This window comes from Enhygromyxa salina (assembly GCF_002994635.1).
GTDB lineage: Bacteria > Myxococcota_A > Polyangia > Nannocystales > Nannocystaceae > Plesiocystis > Plesiocystis salina_B.
Window position 1 is genome coordinate 48,716 of the sequence record NZ_PVNL01000051.1, and the last position, 24,421, is coordinate 73,136.

The following is a 24,421-nucleotide window of genomic DNA, read 5'->3' on the forward strand; positions in this document are numbered from 1 at the left end:
ATCACCGCTGGCGTCGTTCTACAGCATGAACACGTCGATGCCGCTGTCGGTCAGCACATACGCGCGGCCGCCCTCGAGATCGACCGCGAGCGAGATCGGAAAGTGGTCGTTGCTGACCTCCCACAGCGCGGGCGCCTCTTCATCCGGGCCATGGTGCCCGAGCCGAAGCTGGTTATCGACGCGGCCGAGCACGTACGCGCCGCCCTCACCGTCGGGCTCGATATCCAGCGGAAACCCAGGCCCGATCGACCGCCACGCCAGCACCGTCTCGCCGCTCGCGTCGAGCCGCACCCACGCCATCATCTCGTCGACGAGCGGCACGTCGTATTCGCGAACCGCGAGCGCGAGCGTGTCGGTGATCGGGTCATGAACGCTCGCGCGCGCGCTGGCGAAGCTGAACCTTGGCGACGGATGGACGCTGTTGGCGAGCGGCTCGCCGCTGTCCGAGAGCCGACTGACCCACACGCTCGCGGAGACCGAGACGTAGTCCTCGTCGTGCGTCCAGACGCCACCGATCGTCAGCAGCTCACCGCCAACTCGCTCGAGCGCGAGCCCACGCGAGAGCGGCTCGTCGCTGCTCCAGTACGCCGTCGACCAGTCGAGCGAGCCCGTCGGCGAGAACCCATGCAAGCTGTTGGCCCCGGTCCATTGGCCTTGCCCGAGCACGACCGCGCTGGCGTCGTCGCGCACGACGGTGGCGATCGGCTTGTCGACGGGCAGCGCGTCCTCGAGCCAGGCCCAGCTGCCGTCGTCCTCGATCCGGCCGAGCCAGGACCACCCTGGGCCGTCCGCGAGCACCTCCTCGTCGTACCCCCAGCCGGTGATCCAGGCGGCGCCGGAGTCGTCGATCTGCTCGACGCCCGTGACCTCACGAGCGGCGAGCGGCAGCGAGGCGGACGTCGCCCACAGCAGCTCACAATCGCTCGAGAGCCGGAGGACCCACGCCGTTTGGTAGAAGAGCTCGCCCTGCGTGGTGCCGCCGAGCTGCAGCTCGGGCACGCCGTCCACTGTTGCGAGCGTGAGCACCTCGAGGCGCTCGGGCCAGTCTGGTTCAGGCATGCAGGTCTCGAGCAGCGCGCCGCCGCTGAGCTCACAGCCCGCCGAGCAACCATCGCCGTCGTCGAGGTTGCCGTCGTCGCAGGCCTCGCCATCGTCGAGGTTGCCGTCGCCACACGCCGGCGCGGGCGTGTCGGTGTCGGTGTCGGTGTCGGTCTCGGTCTCGCCGGGGCCGTCGCCGTCGCCGTCGCCGTCGCCAGCGTTGGTCTCCGAGCCGTCGACGACGGCGGTCTCGGTCTCGCCGGGGCCGCTCGACGGATCACGACCGCATGCGGTCGCGGCCAATGCCCCGACGAGAGCCACTGATTGGCGAGACCCGCGGGTATGCATGCATCAATGCTACCGGATCGACGGTTGGCCGCTCAACCTGGATCCGCGCTGAGAGAGGCCGTACGACTCGAGCGATCGACCGCTCGTCTTCCTGCTACGATGTGGCCGGAGCTGCCTGCCATGCGATCGAGTCGAACATTGAGTCCCCTGTGGTTGAGCCTGGGTTGCGTCGTTGCTTGCAACACTCCGCCGAGCAGCTCGACGGCGACCGACGAGACCTCGATCACCGGGGATGGCGACGCCGACGTTGGCGACGGCGATCCCGGGGATGGCGACGGTGATCCCGGCGACGGTGATCCCGGTGATGGCGACGGCGATCCCGGCGACGGCGACGGCGACCCGATCAAGTTCGACCTGAGCCCCAACACCGACATGCAGAGCGATGGGGGGTGCACCTGCTCGGACGATCTGAAGCATGTCGTGTGCGACGGGCTCGAGACCGAGAACTGCGCGCCCGATGGCGCGTGTGCAGGCGGCGACTGCATCAACGATCCCTGCCTCGCCGCCGAGCTCGGCAAGAGCTCGTACGGCTGTGATTACTGGGCCGTCAAGACGGATCTGATCTCGGATGGCACGGGCGCCTGCTTCGCGGCCTTCGTGGCCAACACCTGGGAGAAGCCCGCGCACATCCAGGCCGAGTACGCCGGGCAGGCCCTGAACCCCAGCGCCATTGCGATCCCGGTCGGGCAGGGGGCGAACCTGGTCTACGAGCCCTACGATCCGGGCCAGGGCCTGTCGCCGGGGGACGTGGCGGTCATCTTCATCGCCCGTGACAACGGGTTCTTGCCCGCCTGTCCGGTCCCGCCAGCGTTCGTGACCAACATCGGTGTGGTCGGGACCGGCCGCGGTCAGGCCGTCAACATCACCACTGACGTGCCGGTCGTCGCGTACCAGATCTTGCCGTTTGGTGGCGGGAGCTCGGCGGCGACCTCGGCCAGCTTGTTGCTGCCGACCAGCGCGTGGGACGTGAACTACGTGGCGGTCAACGCGTTCGCCAAGAGCGTCGCGGCGCCGCAGGCCCAGCCGTCCATGACGATCGTCGCCCACGAAGACGGCACCCAGGTCTCGCTGCTGCCGAAGGTCGCGGTCCAAGGTGGCAACGGCGTCGCGGGTGGGCCGGCGGCGATGCCGATCGTGTACTCGCTCGATCGCGGCGAGACCCTGCAGATCAGTCAGGATGTGGAGCTCACCGGCTCGCCGCTCGAGGGCAACCACTCGTTTGGGCTGTTCGGCGCCGCCAGCTGCCTCAACATCCCCGTGGACGGGTTCGCCTGCGACTCGGCGCATCAGCAGATCCCGCCGATCCAGGCGCTGGGCAGCGAGTACGTGGGCGTCCGCTACCGCTCGCGGGGCAACATGCAAGACGAGGTGGTCCCGTGGACGGTGGTCGGGGTCGTCGACGGCACCACGCTGGACTGGGTCCCGGCGCCGCCCGTCGGCGCGCCCTTGGTGCTCAACGCTGGTGACCTGGTCCGGTTCAGCGCGCCCGGTCCGTTCGTGGCCCGCAGCCAGGACGAGGATCATCCGTTCTACATCGCGGCGCACATGACCGGCGGCGGTACGTTTGGCGGCGAGGGTGATCCCGAGTGGGTCAACATCATCCCAACCGCGCAGTATCTCGATGACTATGTGCTGTTCACGGATCCGACCTACTCCGAGACCAGCCTGGTGGTCGTGCGCAGCCCTGGCAGCGGCGGGTTCGCGCCCGTCGAGCTCGACTGCCTCGGCGAGCTCAACGGGTGGCTCCCCCTCGGCGACTATGAGTACACCCGCGTGGACCTGGTCACCGGCAACTTCATGGCTGTCAACGGGTGTGAGAACGGGCGCCACGAGATGTGGAGTGACGAGCCCTTTGGCGTGACCGTGTGGGGCTGGGGCTCGAACGCCTCGCAGGGGTTCTCCACGATCTACGTGTCGTACGCGTACCCGGCCGGGGCCAGCGTCCGCAGCATCAACCAGGTGGTGATCCCAGTCGGATAGTAGTTGGCTAGCAGTCGGGCTCAGAACTGCAGGCTGAAGGTCAAGCCGCCCGTGCCCCGCTTGGGGTCCAGGTAGGGGACCAGGGCGACGGGCTTGGGCTTGGCCTTCTTGACGTCGCTGCGGCGCTTGGCCCCCACGGCGATCAGCGCCACGCCGGGCGCGGCGAGGGACAGGCCGATCACCCCGAGCACACCGCCGGTCACGAACGCTCCGGTTCCGTCGAGCGTGGTGCAGGTACCGAACAAGGGATCACAGTTGGTCTCGCTGGTTGCTCGCAGCTGCGCACCCCAGCCGATCATCGCGACCGTGCCGATCAGAAACAGCGATCCAATGCTGGTCAGGACCACGCCGCCGACCACCTGCGAGCGGCCCTTGGCCCACTTGGGCCCGAGCTCGGGGTCGGCCTGGACCTCGGCTTCCCAGATCTGGTCGGGGGTCATCGGCTTGGGCGGCTGGTTTGGCTGGGGCTGGGGCTGGGGCTGCGGACCCGTGGGGGCCACCGCCGCGCTGCCGTCATCCAGGGGCACCGCCGTCTCGCCCTTGGCCTCGGACTCCGTCAGCTTTTGCTCGACCTGGGCCAGGCGCTCGTCGGTGTTGGCCCGTTCCTCGAGCGCGGCGGGGTCATCGCCGTAGAGCTGCGCGTGCTCGTCGCGGTAGTTCTCGAGCAGGATCTTGGCCTTGCGCAGGTGCATCTGGTTGCGCGAGACGTCGTAGGCGCGAATGTGGGCCTCGGCGATGTTGTAGACCAGGGCGTTGCGGATCGTGCGGGTGTCGACGCCATCGGGCAACATCGCGAAGGCCCGCTTCCACAGCGCGAGCGCCTCTTCGTACTCGGCCGTCTGAAACTTGATCTCGGCCTCTTTGTTGAGCGCCCGAGCTTCGGCGAGCTGTGGGTCTTCGGCCGCGGGCGCCTGCGCGAACGCAGTGGTCGCGCTGAGCTGCAGCGGACCCAGGACGATGGCCACGGTGAGCGAGATCGCAGTGGAGGCGGAGCTTCGTCGCACACGCCACGTTATCACCTTCTCGATCGGCGATCGCAGCCTAGTTGTGTGCGCTCGCCCATACCGTGAATGGCCCCGTGACAACGTTCGGCCTGCTGGGGCCGGGCTCGAGCCGTGGTCGGGGCTGGCTCGACGCCGTGGAGATCCAGGCATGCCTGAGCACCTCGTCGGTCCAGCGTGATCCGATCGACCAACCGAGGGGGCAACGCACGGCGAGGTCGGGCGCCCGCTTCGCCGCCCCCGGACTCGCTCGCGCAGGCAGCCGGACGATCGGAGCACGTGCCCAAGCGCGAACGACGTGACAGCGATGCTGACATGGGGCACACGCACGGTCTTGACGCCGCTGGCTTCGAGGATCATGAACGCACTCACGCTCGCCGTCTCGACGAGTCGTCGTCCTGTGCTAGGTCGAGCCGACTGACCGCGGCCTCGGGTGGTCTGGGTGGGTCAGGTCGAGCTGACCCTCGCGGTGTGGGATCAGGATGTCATTGAGCGCCGTCATGCAGCCCCACACGAACTACGACAGGGTCGACAGGCCCGTCATCGCGGCGACGACCTCCTGTTCCGACTTGCGGGGACGCTCGCGAACTGCGAGCTTGGACAAGTGATTCGGCGCCTGGTCGGAAAGGTCTTCGATGACGCCGAGGTGGCCGATCAGATCGCCCGTCTGCCGATCTCATTCAACGAGTACGGCATCGACCGGTTTGGCGTCTCGCGCCACGCGCTGCAGCGCTGGTACTCCGCGATGGCGCCGATCTACCGCGACTACCTCAAGGTCTCGGTGTTCGGCGCCGAGCACCTGCCCGCGCGCTCGCGCGGCATGGTGATCGGCAACCACTCGGGGGGCATCGGCGCGGACGCGTCGATGCTGTCGATGGCGCTGCTGATGAACAATCCGCCGCGCCTGGCCCACGCGATGGCGGAGTACTTCTTCAACACCAAGCCGTACATGGGCATGATGCTCAACCGGGTCGGGCACCTGACCGGGCTGCCCCAGCACGCGCGCTTGCTGCTCGAAGACGAGCGCTTGGTCGTCGTGTTCCCCGAGGGCGCCCGCGGTGCGCTCAAGCCCTACAGCAAGCGCTACCAGCTGCAGCGGTTCGGGACCGGGTTCATGCGCCTGGCGCTGGTCAACCGGGCGCCGATCATCCCGTTCGCGTTCATCGGCGCCGAAGAGGCGTTCCCGATCCTCACGAGGCTCGACGCGCCGAGCCGGCTGTTCGGCATGCCGCCGATGCCGATCGCCCCGCAGCTGGTGTTCTGGCCGCTGCCGGTCAGCTGCCAGATCCACTTTGGGCCGCCCATGATCTTCGAGGGCGACGGCGACGAGGACGAGGACGAGATCTACGCCAACGTCGACCGGGTGCGAGCCGCGATCGAGGGGCTGATCCAGCAAGGCCTGGCCATGCGCCCTCGCGCGTTCATGACCGAGAGGCTCTGAGGCATCGCTTCGATCGGGCCCGTGGGCTCAGATGTCCCAGACCACCCAGGGATGGGTCCAGTCGTCGTCGGGGCTGGCGAACGCGCCCAGCCACGCGGCCCGGGGGTCGAAGAAGCCGTCGTCTGGGGGGCCCTCGAACCCTGGACCCGGCACGATCGGGCTGGCTGGGAGCAGGCTCGCGCTGAGCGAGCCGGCGCACGACGGGAGCCCTGGTGCCGCGTCGCTCGCCCGTGACCATGGCTCGGCGGGATCCAGCGAGGACAGCCCGCCGGACGGATCGGCGCGCGCGACCCCTCGCAGCTCGAGCTTCGTGTCTGGATCGCGGCGACCGACGGCGTGGTCGAAGCCGCTGATCAGCACGCCGTGCAGCTGGGGCTGGGCCGCGCGACGGGCCAAGATCGCGTGGGTCGGGACCTGCGGGTTGGTCTCGCCGCACAGGGTCGCGTTCCAGATCACCGGGCGCGTGCGTGGCTCGGCCGTGGAGCCGTTGGGATCGTTGTCAAACTCGAACGCGTTGGTGGACCCGGTGCGGGTCAGCCCGCGCGCGTGATCATCCACCACGACGAACTGGACCCGACCTTGGTAGCCGTTGTCGAAGTCGAGCCCGTCGTCGCCGGGCGCCACGCACACCAGGTGCGTCGCGTCGACGGTGCCGCCGAAGAATTCGAAGCAGTCGTCCGAGCTGGCGAGCACCTCGACGTGATCGATCGTGGTCCCGCGGCCAACCCCCGCGAGCGTGAGCCCGTTGATCTCGTTGCCAGGCGCGAGCTCGACTCCGGGGTACTCGATGCGGACGTAGCGGAGCACGCCGCTGTCGTCCTCGGGATCGTCGCCGCCGTAGCGCGCGACCCCGGTCACGCCCTCGACCTCACCGAGCATCGGGCGACCGTCGGTGTCGCGCAGGTTGATCGGCGCGCGGCCAAGCAGCAGCACGCCGCCCCAGTCGCCCGGCTGTCGCTCGGCGCGGGGGCGGCTGCTGGTGAACACGATCGGCCGCTCAGGGGTGCCCTGCGCGATCAGACGCGCGCCAGGCTCGATGATCAGCGCGCCCGTGGTCTCGCGCTCGCCCAGGATCGTGGTCCCGGCCTCGATCGTGAGGGTCGCGCCAGCGACCACGCGGGTGTTGAAACGCAGCACATAGTCGCGATCGCAGCGCAGCGTCGCGTCGGCGTCGATCTCACCGCTGAGGTTGACGCGGGGCTTGTTCGCGGCGTCACAGTCGACGCTCGCGGGGGTGGGGTGGGGCGCGAGACCGGGCTGCGCGAGCGGGCGCTCGGAGCGTGTCGAGGCTGGGCTCGGCTCCGCCGAGGACCACTGCCAGCTCAACAGGGCACCCCCGGAGATCGCGAGCCCCAGCGCGGCCGCGAGCATGGTCCGTGCGCGAGGCCAGGCGCTTGCGGGGATCGGTTGGCCCGCGGCGGGATCTGCCAGCGCCGACTCGGGCGGCGGCTCGGGCCTCGGCCCATAGTCAGCCGTGACCTCGTCGGGAGTCGACGTGTGCTCCTCGCTCTCGTCCGATCCGCGGGTGAGCCCGGTCGGATCGCGGACGTACTCGCGGGACAGCTCCCAGTGCGCCGGGCCGTCGCCGTGGACCAACCCGAGCAACGCCTGATCGATCCGCGCGCGGACGTCGATCCGCTCGCTGGCGAACGCGTGGGCGAGGCGGGTGCCGATCATGCGGGTCCTAGCATCGAGGCCGTGGTCGAGCATCACGCGCTCGAGCGCGTGGCGGAACTCCTCGGCGCTCGCGTAGCGATCGTCGACCTCGGGCGCCAGCGCCCGGCGGCAGATCGTCAGGACCTCGGGCGGGACCGTGGGATCGTCGAGGACCAGCTCGGGCAGGTCGTGGTCGACCAGGCTGCGCGCGACGTTGGCCTCGCTGCAGCCGGCCCAGAGCCGCCGACCCGACACCAGCTCCCACAGCATCACCCCCGCCGAGAACACATCGGCCCGACGATCGAGCGACTCGCCCGCGGCCTGCTGCGGCGACATGTAGGCCAGCTTGCCCTTGAGCCCGCTGCCCTCGCTGCGCGTGACCGAGTCGCTGGCCTTGGCGATCCCAAAGTCGACGAGCTTGATCTGCCCGTCGTAGGTCAGGAACAGGTTTTGCGGCGAGACGTCACGGTGGATCACGTTCAGCGCGGCGCCGTCGTAGTCGCGCAGCTCGTGTGCGTAGTGCAGACCGTCGAGCATCTCGGCGATGATCCGCAGCCGCATGCCCAGGCTCAGGGGGTCGAGCTCGTGCGGCTGCTCGGACCCGGTCCCGAGCCGACGCAGCGCCCGGTGCAGGGGCTGGCCGTCGAGGAACTCCATCGTGATGTAGGGGATCGGGCCTTCCTGTCCGACCTCGAAAGTCTGCACCACGTTGGGATGGTGCAGCCGCGACGCGAGCCGGGCCTCGTCCATGAACATCGCGAGCGCCTCGGGATCGTCGAGTAGCGACGCGCGCGGCTGCTTGACGACCAACACCTTGTTGACCCCCGCCGCGCTGTTGACGAGCGCCAAGTACAGGTCCGACATGCCCCCGTGCCCAACGGGGAACAGCAGTTGATGACGACCCAGGGACACCGGAGGTCGGCCCGACCCGGTGTTGCCTGGCGCCGGTGTCCGCGACCACGCAGGTTGATTCATGATGCTCGCTCCCACTCGAAACGCCCCGAAGCTAGAGGGCGTGTGGTGGGTGAGCAAGTCACGTTTCGTTGACGACGGCGTGCCCGGAGCCGCGCAGATCCACCCATTGTGTCACCTACGCGACAACGCGACATGGCGACATGGCGACATGGCGACTGTCGTGGCCAACCGGCGCGTGTGACGATTGAGCGACTCGCTTGATTCCGAGTGTGATCAATGCACGCTCGCTGACGATCCAATGAGACCGATGGACCCTGGGCGGCGTTGGCAACAGCATGTCCGACTCGCGCCGTCCGCCCGTGCTCGCACCCACCCCTCAACCCGGCCCTGGTTCAAGCTATGGTGTACCGGTGCGGGCACGAAGCGGACAGGATCGCGCGCGACTGATCGTCGCCGTGCTGTTTGGGACCGGGGCACTGCTGGGGTGTCACCCCCAGCCCAGCGAGCCGCCCGAGGTCCGGCAGCCGACCAACGTCGCGTGGATGCCTGGCCAGGCCGGCGAAGACTCGGGAGCGCAAGGCGAGGATCCGGAGGACGACGGCAGCCACGAGATCCTGTGCAACCGAGACCCCGAGGCGCCGGGGTGTCCGTGGGATCGCAACGCGATCAACACCGCCCCCGAAGGGGTATGGGGAAACGCCAACCCCCACAACGCGCCGCTGCCGGTGGAGCGGCCCCAGCGGTGCCCCGAGTCCGCGGTCATGAGCGGCACGATCTCGATCCCCGCGGGTGAGTTCGTGATGGGCTGCGACAGCCTCGACAGCAAGGAGTGTGGCAAGGCCGAGCGGACCCGCGTGGTCGTGGATCTACCGGCGTTCTCGATCGATCGCACCGAGGTCACCCAGGCCGCCTACCAGCGCTGCATCGAGGCCGACGTGTGCACCCCGCCCGCGGGCGGGTTCGAGCCGACGGACGCCTGCACCAACCCGGTCGCCAACGTCAGCTGGGAGCAGGCTGGCACCTACTGCGCGTGGCGGAACCAGCGGCTGCCCAGCGAGGCCGAGTGGGAGAAGGCCGCGCGGGGCACCGACGAGCGCATGTTCCCGTGGGGCGACGACGCCCCAACCTGCGAGCTTGCCAACTTCGCGGGCTGTGGACTGCGCGAGGCCCAGCCCGTCGCCTCGCACCCGGCCGGCGCCAGCCCGTACGGGGTCCAAGACATGGCCGGCAACGTGCGCGAGTGGGTGTTCGATCGCGAAGAGGGCCGCTCGCGCCAGCCCAAGCGCGGGATCCGGGGCGGGATGTTCACGGATCAGGGCATGAGCCTGCGCGGCGCCCGACGCCAGTGGGGGGACGTCAGCGTGTCCGATCTCGGGATCGGGTTTCGCTGCGCTGGATAGTTCGCGGCCTGCTAGTCGCGGAACGTGAGCGAGAACGCCAGCGTGTCGCCGCTGGTGTCGATCTCGACGTGGGTCGAGAGCTTCGAGAACGCCAGCATCGCCTTGACCGCGCCTGCGTACAGGACCTGAATGCCCTCGCTGACTCGGACGATCGGCGGCAGGTTGTGGGCCTCGAGGCGCATCGAGCCCGCGTCCTCGTCGGCGGCGACCACGATCTCCCCGCAGTCGCGCGTGGACATCGACCAGGCCGCGGGGGCGAGCGCGAGCACACCCTGGTTGCGCTGCTCGAGCTGCTCGGTCTCGGCGCCGTCACCGAGATCGGGCGTGGAATGCAGGCCGGCGCTCAGCGGCTCGAGCAGGCCGCCGACCCAGCTGTCGTAGACCAGGTCGCGCCAAAACTCGACGGCTCGCTCGGCGCCGAGCACGTCGACGAGCGTGTCACACAGCTCGATCGAGTACTCGACCGACAGCCACTCGTCGGCGCGCGCGCGCGCGATCGCGTTTTGCGTGGCGCGGGTGATCGTGTCGAGGATCGGCAGCCGCGTGGCATCGGGGAACGAACGAACTCGGCGCATGGCCGCGCGGTTCCAGCTATTGATGATCGCCGGGTTCCTCATCGCGTCGGTCCAGACCCTACCATCTTCGCGGCCGCTCATGGCCGCGCCGACCCCGTCTGGAGTAGAATCTCCCGATGTTCGGCCGATCGAACCTGGCAGCACGCCTCGGGCCTCGAGGAGCGGAGCGACCGCGGCCGACGACCCGCGGCGTGTCTGCACGCTTTCGAGCTGTGCTGGTGCTTGGGGTGGCGATCTCCAGTCTCGGGTGTCGGGCCAGCGCCGACGACTGCCGCGAGGTCGCCCAACACATCGTCGAGCTGGGCCAGGCCGAGGGCAAGCTCAACGCGAGCTCGGCCGACGAGCTCGAGCAGACCTGCGCCGAGCAGCGACCCACGCGAGCGCTGGTCCAGTGCATGCTGGCGGCGCAGAGCCTGGCGGAGCTCGAGGGTTGCTGACGACTCGGGGGCGAGCGGCGTGCAGCGGTTGAGGGTCCTGTTCGTGTGTAGCCGCAACCAGTGGCGCAGCCCCACGGCCGAGCGCGTGTTCGCTGCGGATCCGCGCCTCGCGGTTCGCTCGGCCGGGACCTCGGCTCGCGCGCGGCGGACCCTGCGGGTCGAGGATCTGAACTGGGCCGACGTCGTGTTGGTGATGGAGCACGGGCACGCGCAGCGGATCCGGGCCAGCTTCGCGCGTGTGTGCGCGCATCTGCCGATCCACGTGCTCGACATCCCCGATGAGTATCGGGCGATGGATCCCGCGCTAGTCGAGCTGCTCGAGGTCGCTGTCCCGCCCGTGCTCGAGCAATATTTTGACGTCGATGAGACCTCCAGTGACGCCGAGTGACGCGTAGTAGTATGGCGGCATGGGCCCGCGCCGTCTGATCCCGTGCGTCATCGCTGCCTCGTTGCTCGGATGTGCGGACGACACCGCCACCGCGACCGGGGACACCGACGCGAGCTCCGACGCGACAGACACCGAGTCGGGCGGGGCAACCGAGACGGACACGGGCGAAACCGGCGACACCGAGGACGGCTTCGATCCCTACCCGTGGCCCGACGAGGCGCTCAGCGTGCTCGTCGATCCCATGATCGGCACGGGCGGGGTCGGCTACACGGTCGGGACCATGAACCCCGGGCCCTCGCTGCCGTTCGGCATGATCAAGCCCGGGCCCGACACCGGGCTTGGGCCGGTCCAGCTCTCGTTCCTCAACTGCACGGGCTACCACTACGATCAGCCCCACATCTGGGGCTTCTCGCACTCGCGGATCAACGGGATGGGCGTGCCCGACTACGGGGCCGTGCAGGTCGTCCCGGCGGTCGGGATTGATCCCGACATGACGGTGATCGGCGGCGCGCGCTCGCTCTACGATCACGCCGAAGAGCAGGCCGCCGCGGGCTACTACGCGGTCGAACTGCTCGATCACGGCGTGTTCGCCGAGCTCACCGCGACCACTCGGGCGACCCGCCACCGCTACACCTGGGACCAGCCGAGCGCCGAGGCGTCGATCCTGTTCAACCTCGGCTACAACCCGGGCAGCGCGACCTCGACGGCGAGCGAGATCGAGATCGATCCCGCGGGTGGGGTGATCCGCGGGATGATGACGGTCTACGGCAGCTACTCCGATCGCTTCGGTGGCGTGCCGACCTACTTCGCCGCGCGGGTGTCCCAGCCGATCGCGGGCCACGGCGTGTGGGACGACATGGGCGGGCTCTCGCCCGAGCTCGCGTCGATGACCGGCGCGCAGATCGGCGGGTGGCTGCGCTTCGATCTATCTGGCGCCGACGAGCCGGTGGTCGAGCTCGAGCTGGCGATCTCGTATGTGTCGATCGCCGAGGCCGAGGCCAACCTGGCCGAGCTCGACGGGCAGAGCTTCGCGCAGACCCGCGCCGCCGCCGAAGCGAGCTGGGACGCCGAGCTGGCCCGCGTGCGCGTGCTCGGTGGCAGCGAGGAACAGCGCGAGTTGTTCTACTCGGCGCTGTACCGCAGCTTCTTGGCGCCGACGATCTTCACCGAGGCCAGCGGCCGCTACCGGGGCTTCGATGACGCCGTCCACGACACCGAGGATCGGGCCGCCGACTTCACCTACTACACGGACTTCTCGCTGTGGGACACCTACCGGACCGTCCATCCGCTGTTCAACTTGATCCAGCGCGAGCGCCACGCGGACATGCTCGAGTCGCTGGCCACGATCGCGGCGCAGGGCGGTGATCTACCCAAGTGGCCGCTGGGGATCGGGTACACGGGCGGGATGGTGGGGACCAGCGCCGACATCGTCCTGGCTGACGCCTACCTCAAGGACATCACCGACTTCGACGTCGAGACGGCCTACGCCGCCGCGCGGCTGCACGCGATCGAGCCGCGACCCAACGCCGGTCGTGCGGGCATCGTCGGCTATCGTGAGCGCGGCTGGGTGGCCAGCGACGAGACCGGCGCGTCCGCCTCGCGCACCCTCGAGTTCGCCCACGCCGACTACGCGCTCGGGCGCTGGGCCGCGGCGCTGGGCGAGAGTGAAGACGCCGCGCTGTTCGAGGCCAGCGGCCACAACTGGCAGCATCTGTGGGCGCCCGAGCTCGAGTTCCTGATCGGTCGTCGGGCCGACGGGAGCTTCGAGCTCGACGGCTTCGACCCGCTGGTGTGGGAGAGCTACTACTCCGAGGGCACGGCCAATCACTACCTGTGGGCCGCGCCGCACGACGTCGCCACGCTCGCCGAGCTCATGGGTGGGATCGAGCCCGCGCGCGAGCGGCTCGCGGCCTACTTCGAGACCTCGGCCGCGTTCATGAACGGCGGCGGCTACAACCCGCTGATGCCCGTGCCTTACTACTGGCAGTCGAACGAGCCCTCGCTGCACGACGCGTACTTGTTCACCGAACTCGGCGATCCGGCCTCGACCCAGCGCTGGGTCGACTGGGCCCGCGAGCGCTACTACGGACTCGGGCCCAAGGGGCTGCCGGGCAACGACGACGCCGGGACCATGAGCGCGTGGTACGTGTTCGCTTCGATCGGCCTGTACCCGCTCCCGGGCAGCGATGGCTACTGGATCACCGCGCCGATCTTCGAGCGCGTCGAGCTCGATCTGTCCGACGCGCAGCACCCAGATCGACGCCTGGCGGTCATCGCCGACGGGGCCGGGCCGGAGATGATCTACGTGGCTGGGGCCGCGTTCAACGGCGACGCGCTCGAACGTCCGTGGATCACCTGGCAGCAGCTGCGCGAGGAAGGCGGGACGCTGCGGCTCACGCTCGCCGACGCGCCCTCCGACTTTGGTGCGTTCTGAGGCTCAGGGAAGCGGCGTCGGATCCAAGCTCGGATCCAAGCTCGGATCCGGGACCTTGGCGAGCTCGACCTCGAGCGTGCGGCCGCTGCGATCGTCGCTTCCAACCACCGACAGGCCATCGCCCACGCCCAGCAACAAGTAGGGCTGAACCTCGGCGCCGACCGGCGGATCGTGGAGCGCCAGATCATTGCGCAGCCCCCACGAGCGCGCGTCTTCACCGAGCATCAGGGACAGCTGGCCAAGCATCCGCTGAGCGGGGACCTGGGCGGGCTGACACACGAGCGCTGCGCTCGGGATCTTGCTGGTCGACGCGATCGACGAGCAGCGCAGCGTCAGCGGCTCAGGGCTGAGCTCGTCGCCAACCTCGCAGCTGCGGTAGCCCAGGCGATCGAGGTGAAGCTCGATCTCGTGGGTCCCCGCGACGGGGACCCAGCGCCCGCGCGCGCCGAGCAGGTTGTCGGTGTCGCTCTCGTAGTGGTGGTCCTGGCCGTCGTGGGCTTGATAGTGGCTGATGTCGCTCGCGGATCGGTCGGCCACGGCGAAGCATGCCCGCACCTCGCCGCCGTCGGTCAGCTCGATCACCGCGCTACCTTCGATGCTCTCGTGGACCGTGTGCTCCATGGTCACGAACCGGTGCTGGGTGAACCGGACAGCGACGGCGTAGCGACCTGGGCGCGGTGGCCCGACCAGCGCGCTGCCGCCGAGCGCCGGTCCAAGCTCGAGTCGTTGCCCGGACACGTCTCGCTCGACGACCACCGCAGGGTCTCGGCTCAACTCGGTCCCGGGATCGCTCGGGCCGGGATCACCCGCGCCCGTACAGCCGACGAGCAGCGCAGCCACGACCGACACCCGTCGCGCTGGCGCCGACACGTCTAGCCCTGTAGATCTTTCGCCAGCCGCAGACCGCTGAACTGCCAGCGGGTCGGGGCGTGAAAGAAGTTGCGGTAGGTCGCGCGCAGGTGGTCGCGTGGGGTCGCGCAGGAGCCCCCGCGCAGGACCAGCTGGTTGCACATGAACTTGCCGTTGTACTCCCCGATCGCGCCCTCGGGCGGGCGGTAGCCGGGGTAGGGCTGGTACGGGCTGGCGGTCCACTCCCACACGTCACCAAACAGCTGCGCGAGCCCGCTCGGGTCCGCGCTGGCGGAGCTGCTGGAGGTCGGGTGCAGGGGGGCGTCAGCGAGCTCGGGCGCGCTGCTGGGCAGCAGGTTGCCATTGACCTCGAGCGCCCCGGCGACGTGCTCCCACTCGGCCTCGCTGGGCAGCCGAGCGTCGCGCCAGCGCGCGAACGCATCGGCTTCGAAGTAGCTCAGATGGCACACGGGCGCGCTAGGATCGAGCGGCTTGACGCCTTCGAGCGTGAACACGCGCCACGGCTCACCCGCTTGCTCGGGCGCCCGCCAGTAGCCCGGCGCCCGCCACTGTTCGCGCTGGACGGCGTCCCAGCCCTCCGACAGCCACAGCTGCGGACGCGTGTAGCCGTCGTCGGCCATGAACGCGAGGTACTCCCCACAGCTGACCAGCCGGCTGGCGATTGCGAACGGCTCGAGCCAGCGCTTGTGGCGTGGACCCTCGTTGTCGAACCCGAACCCGTCGGCGTCGCCGGCCCGCCCGAGCTCGACGAGGCCGCCTGGATCTTCGACCCAGCGCAGGGCAGGGAGCTGCGCGATCGCCTGCCCGAGCGGACCCGGCTTGCGGTACGCGGGCCCGAGCGGGTTGAGTGACAGCGCGTGCTTGATGTCGGTCAAGATCAGCTCTTGGTGCTGCTGCTCGTGGTGCAGCCCCAGCTCGATCAGGCCGCGCTTGGCTGGGCTCATGTGCGGCAGCGAGTGCAGCACCTGCTCGTCGACCGCCCGGCGGTAGGCCAGGATCTCGGCGACGGTCGGGCGTGAGAGCAGGCCCCGCTGCGCCCGCGCGTGCATGCTGCCGACCGTCTGGTAGTAGCTGTTGAACAGGAAGTCCCAGCCCTCGCGGTAGCGCGCGTAGCCTGGGCCCGCGAGCACGAAGGTCTCGAAGAACCAGCTGGTGTGGGCCAGGTGCCACTTGGTCGGGCTCGCGTCAGGCATCGACTGGATGCACTGATCTTCGGGCTCGAGGTGGGCGGCGAGCGCCTCACTCAGCGCGCGGACCCGCATGTAGGCGGCCGCGAGGGGGGTTGGATCGAGTCGGGCGTGCATGGTTCAGGCGCAGGAGCTTGAGGTGGGAGATCTCGAGCGCCGCCGGGCCGCGACGAGCCGTCGATCACTCCTGTACGGTCTTGATCTCGCTCTCGGCGGCACCTTCGCTGGCGTGGGCCTCGTCGGCCTCGGCCTCGTCGGCCGCCTCTTCCTCTTCTTCGTCAGCCTCCTCGTCCTCGTCCTCGTCGGCCTCTTCCTCTTCCTCTTCGGCCTCCTCGTCCTCTTCTTCGTCGGCCTCCTCGTCCTCCCACCAGGCGGACTCGGGGATCGGGCCATCCGCCGCGGCCCGCTTGCCCACGAACGTCAGCACGATCGCCGCCGCCACCACGAACAGCGAGATGAACTGGCTGGTGGTCATCATGACCGGGACCGAGGGGTCGAGCCCGAGCGCGGCGTTGAGCGCCGGGGTCTCGAGCTTCATCACGTAGCCGCGCACGGCGTCGCCGCGGAACATCTCGAGCACGAATCGGGCGGCCGGGTAGATCATCACGTAGGTCAGCATGACCTGGCCGTGAAACCGCTTCTTGAGCCGCAGGCTCATCAGGAACATGAACAGGCTCAGCTCGATCGCCGACTCGATCAGCGGGATCGGATAGCGCCCGACCCCGCCGGCCGCGAACGCGGGAGAGCCCTCGGGGTAGTGCAGGGCCAGCGCGCCCTCATGGACCGCCCCGTAGCAGCAGCCGGCGCACAGGCAGCCGATCCGCCCAAACGCGTGGGCCAGCGCCAGCATCGGCGCGCCAAGGTCGAAGAACCGCAGCAGCCGCTGCCAGCCTTCTTTGAGGGTCGCGACCTGGGTGCCTTCTTTGGGGCCGCTCCGGCGGATCACGTAGTGGTAGACGAGGTACAGCACCGCGCCGATCGGGCCGCCGTAGAACACCAGGCCGCCCTCCCAGATCGCGAAGATCGACCCGGGCTTCTGCATGAAGCGGGGGAGATCGGTGAACACGTAGAACAGCCGCGAGAAGATCAGCCCCCACAGCACGGTCCACAGCGCGACCTTCTCGAACAGCTCGGGGGTCATCAGCTTGATGCGCTGATTTTCGCGGCCGCCCAGCACGATCGCGGCGAGCAGCCCGAGCGCGACCATGACGCCGTAGGGCGCGACGCCCATCTGGCCGAAGATATGGATTTTCTCGTAGAACATGGCTTGGCGGCTCTCTCGCTGACGCGGTGCGCTGTTGGGCGCCGCGCCGCTGCCGGGTCGTAGCGAAAAGCGTGGGCCAGGTCCAGCGACGCCGCCCGCCAACGGCCAAAATCCCGGGTTCGAGCGGGTTGTTGCGCGGCTGTTGCCGTGCTGCGGACCAAGCTCGCGCGCGGACCGGCGCACGCGGCCCCCGCTCTGGCGCGATCTAGGAGCACCAGGTGGCGAGGTTGGCGAACACACGCGCGCTGATGCGTGTGGCCGAATTGCCAGTCAGGGCGCCGTTGGTGTGGATACCCACGACCACCCGCCGGCCGGAGCTGGGATCGAGGCGCCAGACCGGGGCGCCGCTCTGACCCGCGGCGGTGTCGGCGTCATAGCGCATCACGTGGGCATCGACCTTGGCGCTGCGGCGGGCCGACCACCACAACGTGGTGCCCCCGTCTTTGTCTGCGGGGTAGCCAGCGAGGTTGAGATAGCTGCCGCGCAGCGTCGGCGTGTCGCAGACGGCGTAGCCAAGCTGCCCGACCTCGGGCAACGCCGCGTCCTCGCCCAATTTGATCACCGCGTAGTCGTGCTCGCGCTTGCCGTCGACCGTCCAGCCGCGGACCGAGTAAAACTTCGTTGCGACCACGCTGCTGAACGGGCGATCGAGCCCGTTGCGCGCGGCCGAGACCACCACCCGCTCGGCCCAGCCGCCGATCGCTGGCAGGTATACGCAGTGGCCCGCGGTCACGATCGTGCGTGGTCCGATCAGCCAGCCGGTCCCGACGAACTCGTCGCCGAACCTCGAGTGGATCGTCAACTGGCAGATCGGCCGCCACGGGTAGCTGGTGGTCTCGCGGATCCGCACGCGATCGTCGCTGCCGATCGTCGACTCGCGGCGGTAGCTCGAGTGAGTGGCGCCGGATCGCCAGTCCGGCAGCAGGGTGTCGGCGCCACGTGGGCTGGCGTCCGCCGTGGACTCGCGGACGTAGGCTGGCGGCGGCGTCCAGCCGGGCACGGTCTCGAGCCCCAGCTGCGCGTACGCACCGATCGGCCACGGCGTGCCCTCGCCCGGCGCGGCGTCGACCGAGTCCTGTTCGCCAGGGTCGTCGCTAGCGATCGAGGCGTGAGGGTCGTCGACCTCGGACACGCAGCGATAGTAAGCTGTTTACAGCGCGGGCGAGGCTGTTTTCAGCTCGGGTCAGGCTTCTGACCCGCTTGCAGGCGCCGTTCGTAGACTGGCTCACCTTGGGCAGCGAGCTGTTTTTTCAGCTCAGCTCGGGCCGGCTTCTGACCCACTTGGAGGTCTCGCCCGAGCTGAGAACAGACGCAGCGCCGCTTGCATGGGCCGCGCGGCCCGTTCACGCTCGCGGGGTGAGGGCCGCGGACCGCAGTTCGGCGACGACCATCGCGGCGACGCAGCTGTGGATCGTCGGCGCCGGGCCAGCTGGCCTGGCGCTGGCCGAGGCTTGCGTCGCGCGGGGCGTCAGGGTGTCGGTGCTGGCCCCTGATCCTCGCGCGGCGTGGCGTCCCAACTACGCGATGTGGCTGGACGACGCCACCTCGCTCGGTGTCGAGCCCTACCTCGCGCACCGCTGGCCGGGCACGACCGCTCGATTCGCCGCGGGTCCGCGCCCGCTGGATCGCGGCTACGCGCTCTTGGATGATCGTCGCTGGCAGCTCGAGTCGTTGGCGCGGATCGAGCGGGCAGGGGGCTCGATCGTGGCGGGCACCCTCGCTGCGATCGACCATGACGACGAAGGCGTTCAGCTCGATTGTGACGACGGCCAGCGGTTGCGCGGTCAGCTCGTCGTCGACGCCACCGGGCACGGCTCGCGCTTCGTCGCGCTCGAGGCCGGACCGGCGCCGGCCTACCAGGTCGCGTGGGGCGAGCAGTGGGCGGTGGAGAAGGAGCTCGAGCTCGATCGGGCCACCTTCATGGACTGGTCGAGCACGGGCGCCGCCGAGTCCGATGAGTCGCTGCCGCCCACGTTTTGCTACGCGCTGCCGCTCGCTCGTGATCGGCTGTTCGCCGAGGAGACCGTGCTCGCGGCCCGGCTCGATCACGCCCCAGCCAGCTACTTCCCCGCGCTGCGTCGGCGCCTGGATCGGCGACTCGAGCTGCAGGGCGTGGGCCGGATCGGCGAGCCGCTCGAGCTCGAGCGCTGCGTGATCCCCATGGGCGCCGCCCTACCACGCGCGGATCAGCGGACCTTGGCGTTCGGCGGCGCCGCCTCGATGGTCCACCCGGCGACCGGCTACCTGCTCACCACCGTGCTGCGGCGGCGAGCGCGGGTCGCCGACGCGATCGCCACCGAGCTCGGCCACTGGGTCTCGCCGGGCGGTCCGAGCCGACGCATCTGGCAGGCGATCTGGACCCCCGCGGAGGTCCGCGCCTGGCGACTCTACAGCTTCGGACTCGAGATCATCTGCGCGCTCGATCGCGCCGCCCTCGATCGCTTCTTCGCGGAGTTCTTCGAGCTGCCCGATCACTGCTGGCGCGGCTTCGTGTCCGGAACCGCGCCCACGCCCGAGCTCATGGCCACGATGCTGCGCTATTTCGCCAGCGTGCCCGCGCCGATCCGCGCGCGCCTGGGCTCGGCCCTGTTTGGGCGGGAGGGGCTTCGGATGTTGCGGGGGTTCGGCGGGTTGCAGCGATCGTAGTCGGGGATACGTGAGTGTTGCCATACAAGCCGCCCTTGCGTCCGCTCGCGCGGGTTTCTAGTAACCTGGTCCAATGCCCATCGCAGACGAACCGCTCGTGCTCGATCTCGGCGACCAAGGCCCCAAGGTGTGGCTCGAGGCGATGCCCGCGATCGTGCGCGAGACCGGCTCCGCCATGACCCCGAGCACCCACAGCCAACGGGTCGCGACGGTCGGGACCGCGGCGATCAGTGACGTGGTCAAGGCCGTCGCCAAGCAGCTCGAGGCGGAGCTGCAGCAGGCCAACCTCGACAAGGTCAACCTCGGCTTCTCGCTGAGCGTCGACACCAGCGGTCGGGTGCTGATCGGCGCCAGCGGGACGTTTCGGGTCCAGCTCGAGTGGCGCAAGTCCGAAGACTCCAACCAGTGAAACCGGGCGGCGGATGCCGCCGTTCGGCCGGCCGATGAGCGTCGACCACGGACAGATCCCGATCACCAGCCCCTGCCCGATCAACCTGGATCGAGGGGGGGTGAGCAAAGAGGATCGCAGCATGTTCTGTCGCCATTGCGTCAAAGACGTGCACCTGTTGTCAACGATGTCGGAACCGGAAGCTCGCTCGTTCATGCGCGAGAACGAGGGGCGCGACATCTGTGTGTCCTACGCGATCCGGCCCGACGGGAGGATTCGGTTTCGCCCAGAGCTGCCGGAGCCGGCATTGGTCCCCATTCAGAGGCTCGCGCGCAACCGAGCCCCGCAGCGACAGCGGCTCGCTCAGGCCGCGTCGATCGGGGCGGCGGCGCTGCTCGCCGCGTGCACTGCCCACTCTGATCCCGAGCCCGAGCCCGCCAAGCCCGTCGCGCCGCTGGTCCAGCGTGCCGAGCCGGTCGAGCCTCCCGCGCCAGTTGTCGAGCCCTGTGACCCGCCCGGTCTCGACACGCTGGTCGCGGGCGGTCTGGTCGCGGAGCGTGTCGAGGACGTTCAAGTCGAGGGCGGGATCAAGCCGATGCCTCTGCCCGAACCGCCCACGCCCACCGTCACACCGAAGCAGCCCTGGAAGGCGGACATGCACGCTCGCGGTGGGCTCCGGGCCGCGCGGATCCCCGACCCAGTTGACCCGGCCGAGTAGAACGATCTAGCTCTCGGCGCACAGCTGGCGCAGGGTCTCGCCGTATCGAGCGGCTCGCTTTTGACCGAGTTCGGGGCACTCCGCGAGTCGATCCACGCCCTCGCTGACCAACCACCCGAGCGCGCGGGGAGGCAGGATCACGTGCGGCGGCAGCTCGCGCCGCTCGGCCTCCTCGCGGCGCCACTGCTTGAGGGCCTTGGCTCGACTGGCCTCGCGGGCAGGCAGTCGCTCGCGGCTGGGTCGCGCGGGGACCTTGGGCGGATTCTCCAGCGCGTTGGCGACGACCTCGAGCAGCGCGTCACCGTGCTCGCGCATGAACGCGCCGCGCAGTCGCAGGCGTCGGAGCGCGGCGTGATCGGTGGGCGCGCGGTTAGCCAGGTTGATCAGCGGCTGGTTGGCGATCAGGCGGCCCGGTGGGTAGTCGAGCTCGCGGCCCATCTTGTCGCGCCAGGTGTAGAGCGCCGCGAGCACCCCGTGGCGGTCTTTTCGCAGCTCGCCAGCGCCCTTGAGCCGCCACATCCGCGCGGGGTCGAAGCTGTTGTCGTGGGCGGCGGCCCGCGCGACGCTGGCGTTGGCGAGCTCGAGCTCCTCGTCGAGGTCGGCGTCCTGGATCCGGCTGACCAGCTCGGCGCCGATCTCTGGCAGGTGCACGACATCGGCCAGCGCGTAGCCGAGCGCGAACTCGTCGATCGGGCGCTGACCCCAGTCGTGCTGGGTGTGCTCCTTGGCCAGCGCGATCCCGCACAGCTCTTCGACCACGGCCGCGTACCCGGTTCGGCGCCAGCCGAGAAAGCTCGCCGCCTGCTGGGTGTCGAACAGGTTGCCGAGCGTCAGGGAGAAGTCGCGCTTGAGGCAGGCCACGTCGTACTCGCCGCCGTGGACCCAGACCCGCAGCTTGGGATCCGCGAGCGGGGCCGCGAGCGGGGCGAGGGCCTCGGCCCCGGCCTGTGGGGTCGGGCCGTCGCCGGTCAGCGCGAACGGGTCGACCAGCCACAGCTGCCCGCCGACGTTGAGCTGCAGCAGGCAGACCCGCTCATGGTAGGCGAACATCGAATTCGACTCGCTGTCGAGCGCGACCCAGGGCGCGTCCGCGAGCGCGGCCGCGAGCTCGAGCACGGCGCTGGCATCGCGGACCCAGCTGTGGTCTGGCAGCTTCGTCATCGCGCGCAGCGTATCGAATACCCGAGAATCGGGACAGATCGGGTAAACTCGCCCATACAATCAGCCCTCGCGCGTGGCCACGCTCGCTGGCGACGAGCAGGTCGAGGTCTGTGAGCTGCGCTGGGCGACGCCAGCGGGGGAATCGCTACTCGTGCAGATCGACGACGCAGCGCTGACAAACTACCGGATCCGGCTCGCGCAGCCGAGTGACGTCGCCGCGCTCGCGCGCGTGCACGTCGCGAGCTGGCACCACGCGTACGGCCAGATCATGTCGGCGTCGAGCCTCGCCAACACCAACCTCGCGCGCAGCGTCAGCCGGTTTCGCGGGTACTTCTGGCACGGCGGGCAGGATCTCTCGCTGCTGCACGTGCTCGACGGCGAGGATGGCGTGGTCGGGTACGTCAACAGCGGGCTGAGCAACAGCCGCGAGCTCGGGGTCCGCGGCGAGGTCTACGAGCTCTACCTGCACCCCGACGTGCACGGTCGCGGCGGCGGCCGAAAGCTCCTGAGCGCCGGCCTGTGGGCGCTCAGCGGGCGTCGACTGGTCCCCGCGGTGGTCTGGGTGCTGGCCGAGAACCACCCCGCGCGGCGCTTTTACGAGCGCATGCGCGGCCGCGAGATCGCCCACGGCGAGGTCAACGTCGGCGATCAGGTCCTCGCCAAGGTCGCGTACGCGTGGATCGATTACCTACCCTGGCCCGAGTGGATCGACTGAGGGCTGACAGTTCGCTGCCCGAAGGTGAACCATTCTACGAATGGCGCCTGCAAGCGGGCGAGGAGTCTCGCCCGAGCTGAAAACAGACCGAGCTGAAAACAGACCTACTCTACTTTGTCGAGTCGGGGGAATCGCATGGTCACGAATTCCTCGCCTGCCGTCGGGTGGATCCCCATGGTCGCGTCAAAGTCTCGCTTGGTCGCCCGGCACTTGATCGCGACCGCGAGGCCTTGAATGAGCTCGGGTGCGTCATCACCGACCATGTGCGCGCCCAGGACCACGTCGGTCCGTTTGTCGACCACGAGCTTGACGAGGACTCGCTCGTTGCGGCCCGAGATGGTCGCCTTCATCGGGCGAAACCGGGCGCAGTAGACGTCGATCTCGCTGAATTGCTCGCGCGCTTGCTGCTCGGTCAGGCCGACGGTGGCGACGGGCGGGCGCGAGAACACGGCCGTGGCGACGTCACGGCGATCGACGGTCATCGGGTTGTCGTTGAACAGCGTCTCCGCCAGCGCGCGGCCCTCCGCGATCGCAACTGGCGTCAAGTTGATCCGGTTGGTGACGTCGCCGACCGCGTAGATGTTGGCCACGCTGGTCCGGTTGCGCTCGTTGACGACCACGCTGCCGTCGGGGTTGCACGCGACACCGACCGCCTCGAGCCCGAGCCCCGCGCTGTTGGGCGCGCGCCCGGTCGCGTACAGCAGCGCGTCGGTCTCGAGCATCTCGCCGTGATCGAGCAGCAGCTTCAGCGGGCCATCTTCACCGTCACGCGCGACGCTGCGCAGCACGACCTCGGTCTCGATCGTGATGCCCCGGGCGCGCATCTCTTCGGCCAGGCGCTCGCGGATCTCGAGGTCGAACCCGCGCAGCACGTTGTCACCGCGCAACAGCATGGTCACCTGCGCGCCCGCGGCGTTGAAGATGCCCGCGAACTCGACCCCGATGTAGCCACCGCCGACGATCACCACGCGGGCCGGCAGCCGGTCGAGCTCGAGCGCTTCGTTGGAGGTGATCGAGTGCTCGATGCCCGGGATCGTCGGACGCACGGGCCACCCGCCCGTGGCGATGAGGATGTGCTTGGCGGTGTAGCGCTTGCCCGCGACCTCGACCGTGTGCGCGTCGACCAGCGCGCCGCGACCGGAGATCAGCTCGACCTTCGAGTCTTGCAGCAGCCGCAGGTAGATCTGCTCGAGGCGATCGAGCTCGGCCTCCTTGGCGGCGATCAGCCGGGGCCAGTCGAGCTTGGGCGTGCCCAGCTCCCAGCCGAAGCCCTTCGCGTCCTCGAAGTGCTCGGAGAACGAGGCTCCGTACACCAGCAATTTCTTGGGGACGCAGCCCCGCATCACGCACGTGCCTCCAACCCGCAGTTCTTCGCAGATCGCCACCTTGGCGCCATACTCGCCCGCGCGGCGGCTGGCGGCCACGCCGCCCGATCCGGCGCCGATCGTGAACAGGTCGAAGTCGAAGTCTGACACCGCGGCACGCTAGCGCTGGCGTGGTCAAAGCTCAACACCGCTGGTAGCGTGGTTCAACCGCTCATGCAGCGCCTCGTCGACATCCTTCTGCTCGGGTTGCCCGTGATGGTGGTGTTCTTGCTGCTGGGCCTCGCGCTGAGCGTGGCCGTGCTGATCAAGGAGGGGCGGGGGCGCGCGAGCCGGATCTCGCAGATCGTCGGGTTGATCAACCTCGCGCTGGTGATCCCACTGTCGGTACTGTCGTGGGCGGCCGAGCTGGGCGGGCCGCGCTTGATGTTCATGTTCTCGGCTGGTGCGTTCGCGCTCGTGGGGCTGCTCGGGCTGCGGCTGCCGCTGCGGTTCAGAGATTGAGGGCGGCGCGGCGCCCGTAGCGACAGCTGACGT

General features: G+C 69.4%; 21 protein-coding genes. 11 read left to right on the forward strand and 10 right to left on the reverse strand.

Annotation, left to right across the window (positions count from 1 at the left end):
* Positions 1 to 18: 18 nt before the first annotated feature.
* The gene (locus ENSA7_RS45760; protein WP_280524001.1) at positions 19 to 1,341 is read right to left on the reverse strand and encodes a hypothetical protein; all 1,323 of its coding nucleotides are present in this window, start codon (positions 1,339 to 1,341) and stop codon (positions 19 to 21) included.
* Between the two features lie 198 nt (positions 1,342 to 1,539).
* On the opposite strand from ENSA7_RS45760, the gene ENSA7_RS13090 reads away from it, so the two are divergent.
* A complete protein-coding gene (locus tag ENSA7_RS13090; protein WP_181233699.1) occupies positions 1,540 to 3,366 on the forward strand; it encodes an IgGFc-binding protein in 1,827 nt (608 codons plus the stop codon).
* A 20-nt stretch (positions 3,367 to 3,386) separates the two neighbouring features.
* On the opposite strand, the gene ENSA7_RS13095 is transcribed toward ENSA7_RS13090, so the two are convergent.
* Entirely contained in the window at positions 3,387 to 4,331 is a 945-nt protein-coding gene (locus ENSA7_RS13095; protein ID WP_146157644.1) for a hypothetical protein, read from the reverse strand.
* Positions 4,332 to 4,971: 640 nt separating this feature from the next.
* Here ENSA7_RS13095 and ENSA7_RS13100 point away from each other — a divergent pair.
* Positions 4,972 to 5,808: a lysophospholipid acyltransferase family protein gene (locus ENSA7_RS13100; protein ID WP_244923786.1), complete on the forward strand. Its 837-nt coding sequence runs from the start codon at positions 4,972 to 4,974 to the stop codon at positions 5,806 to 5,808.
* A gap of 27 nt (positions 5,809 to 5,835) precedes the next feature.
* On the opposite strand, the gene ENSA7_RS13105 is transcribed toward ENSA7_RS13100, so the two are convergent.
* A complete protein-coding gene (locus ENSA7_RS13105; RefSeq protein WP_181233700.1) occupies positions 5,836 to 8,376 on the reverse strand; it encodes a serine/threonine protein kinase in 2,541 nt (846 codons plus the stop codon).
* A gap of 413 nt (positions 8,377 to 8,789) precedes the next feature.
* On the opposite strand from ENSA7_RS13105, the gene ENSA7_RS45035 reads away from it, so the two are divergent.
* Positions 8,790 to 9,779, forward strand: coding sequence for a formylglycine-generating enzyme family protein (locus tag ENSA7_RS45035; protein ID WP_219907959.1), 990 nt, complete (start codon positions 8,790 to 8,792; stop codon positions 9,777 to 9,779).
* Positions 9,780 to 9,790: 11 nt separating this feature from the next.
* On the opposite strand, the gene ENSA7_RS13115 is transcribed toward ENSA7_RS45035, so the two are convergent.
* Positions 9,791 to 10,435 (reverse strand): hypothetical protein, encoded by a 645-nt coding sequence (locus ENSA7_RS13115; protein ID WP_106089616.1) that lies wholly within the window; start codon positions 10,433 to 10,435, stop codon positions 9,791 to 9,793.
* A 110-nt stretch (positions 10,436 to 10,545) separates the two neighbouring features.
* On the opposite strand from ENSA7_RS13115, the gene ENSA7_RS13120 reads away from it, so the two are divergent.
* Genes ENSA7_RS13120 through ENSA7_RS13130 form a run of 3 tightly spaced genes read left to right on the forward strand, consistent with a single transcriptional unit; the run spans position 10,546 to position 13,613 of the window.
* Positions 10,546 to 10,791 (forward strand): hypothetical protein, encoded by a 246-nt coding sequence (locus ENSA7_RS13120; RefSeq protein WP_146157645.1) that lies wholly within the window; start codon positions 10,546 to 10,548, stop codon positions 10,789 to 10,791.
* A 43-nt stretch (positions 10,792 to 10,834) separates the two neighbouring features.
* On the forward strand, positions 10,835 to 11,179 hold the full coding sequence (locus tag ENSA7_RS13125; RefSeq protein ID WP_244923787.1) for a low molecular weight protein tyrosine phosphatase family protein: 345 nt from the start codon (positions 10,835 to 10,837) through the stop codon (positions 11,177 to 11,179).
* Positions 11,180 to 11,198: 19 nt separating this feature from the next.
* Positions 11,199 to 13,613 (forward strand): GH92 family glycosyl hydrolase, encoded by a 2,415-nt coding sequence (locus ENSA7_RS13130; protein ID WP_106089619.1) that lies wholly within the window; start codon positions 11,199 to 11,201, stop codon positions 13,611 to 13,613.
* Between the two features lie 3 nt (positions 13,614 to 13,616).
* Here ENSA7_RS13130 and ENSA7_RS13135 read toward each other — a convergent pair whose 3' ends face one another.
* The 4 genes from ENSA7_RS13135 to ENSA7_RS13150 form a co-directional block, all read right to left on the reverse strand.
* Positions 13,617 to 14,483, reverse strand: a complete 867-nt coding sequence (locus ENSA7_RS13135) for a hypothetical protein (protein ID WP_146157646.1) — start codon at positions 14,481 to 14,483, stop codon at positions 13,617 to 13,619.
* A 2-nt stretch (positions 14,484 to 14,485) separates the two neighbouring features.
* Positions 14,486 to 15,787: an ergothioneine biosynthesis protein EgtB gene (gene egtB / locus ENSA7_RS13140; protein ID WP_106089621.1), complete on the reverse strand. Its 1,302-nt coding sequence runs from the start codon at positions 15,785 to 15,787 to the stop codon at positions 14,486 to 14,488.
* 64 nt (positions 15,788 to 15,851) lie between these two features.
* The gene (locus tag ENSA7_RS13145) at positions 15,852 to 16,934 is read right to left on the reverse strand and encodes a prolipoprotein diacylglyceryl transferase (RefSeq protein WP_146157647.1); all 1,083 of its coding nucleotides are present in this window, start codon (positions 16,932 to 16,934) and stop codon (positions 15,852 to 15,854) included.
* A gap of 205 nt (positions 16,935 to 17,139) precedes the next feature.
* Positions 17,140 to 18,066 (reverse strand): trypsin-like serine peptidase, encoded by a 927-nt coding sequence (locus tag ENSA7_RS13150; protein ID WP_106089623.1) that lies wholly within the window; start codon positions 18,064 to 18,066, stop codon positions 17,140 to 17,142.
* Positions 18,067 to 18,290: 224 nt separating this feature from the next.
* Here ENSA7_RS13150 and ENSA7_RS13155 point away from each other — a divergent pair, with 224 nt between their 5' ends.
* The 3 genes from ENSA7_RS13155 (at position 18,291) to ENSA7_RS13165 (ending at position 20,686) form a co-directional block, all read left to right on the forward strand.
* Positions 18,291 to 19,580 (forward strand): lycopene cyclase family protein, encoded by a 1,290-nt coding sequence (locus ENSA7_RS13155; RefSeq protein WP_181233701.1) that lies wholly within the window; start codon positions 18,291 to 18,293, stop codon positions 19,578 to 19,580.
* Between the two features lie 73 nt (positions 19,581 to 19,653).
* Positions 19,654 to 19,989, forward strand: a complete 336-nt coding sequence (locus ENSA7_RS13160) for a hypothetical protein (protein WP_106089625.1) — start codon at positions 19,654 to 19,656, stop codon at positions 19,987 to 19,989.
* Between the two features lie 34 nt (positions 19,990 to 20,023).
* A complete protein-coding gene (locus ENSA7_RS13165) occupies positions 20,024 to 20,686 on the forward strand; it encodes a hypothetical protein (RefSeq protein ID WP_146157648.1) in 663 nt (220 codons plus the stop codon).
* 6 nt (positions 20,687 to 20,692) lie between these two features.
* On the opposite strand, the gene ENSA7_RS13170 is transcribed toward ENSA7_RS13165, so the two are convergent.
* Positions 20,693 to 21,847 carry a ribonuclease D gene (locus tag ENSA7_RS13170; protein ID WP_106089627.1) on the reverse strand — a complete coding sequence of 385 codons (1,155 nt, stop codon included), beginning with the start codon at positions 21,845 to 21,847 and terminating at the stop codon, positions 20,693 to 20,695.
* A 73-nt stretch (positions 21,848 to 21,920) separates the two neighbouring features.
* On the opposite strand from ENSA7_RS13170, the gene ENSA7_RS13175 reads away from it, so the two are divergent.
* Positions 21,921 to 22,562 carry a GNAT family N-acetyltransferase gene (locus tag ENSA7_RS13175; protein WP_106089628.1) on the forward strand — a complete coding sequence of 214 codons (642 nt, stop codon included), beginning with the start codon at positions 21,921 to 21,923 and terminating at the stop codon, positions 22,560 to 22,562.
* Between the two features lie 104 nt (positions 22,563 to 22,666).
* Here ENSA7_RS13175 and gor read toward each other — a convergent pair whose 3' ends face one another.
* Entirely contained in the window at positions 22,667 to 24,037 is a 1,371-nt protein-coding gene (gene gor, locus ENSA7_RS13180) for a glutathione-disulfide reductase (RefSeq protein WP_106089629.1), read from the reverse strand.
* 63 nt (positions 24,038 to 24,100) lie between these two features.
* Between gor and ENSA7_RS13185 the strand changes: the two genes are divergently transcribed.
* Positions 24,101 to 24,388, forward strand: coding sequence for a hypothetical protein (locus ENSA7_RS13185; protein ID WP_106089630.1), 288 nt, complete (start codon positions 24,101 to 24,103; stop codon positions 24,386 to 24,388).
* The last annotated feature ends 33 nt before the right edge of the window (positions 24,389 to 24,421 follow it).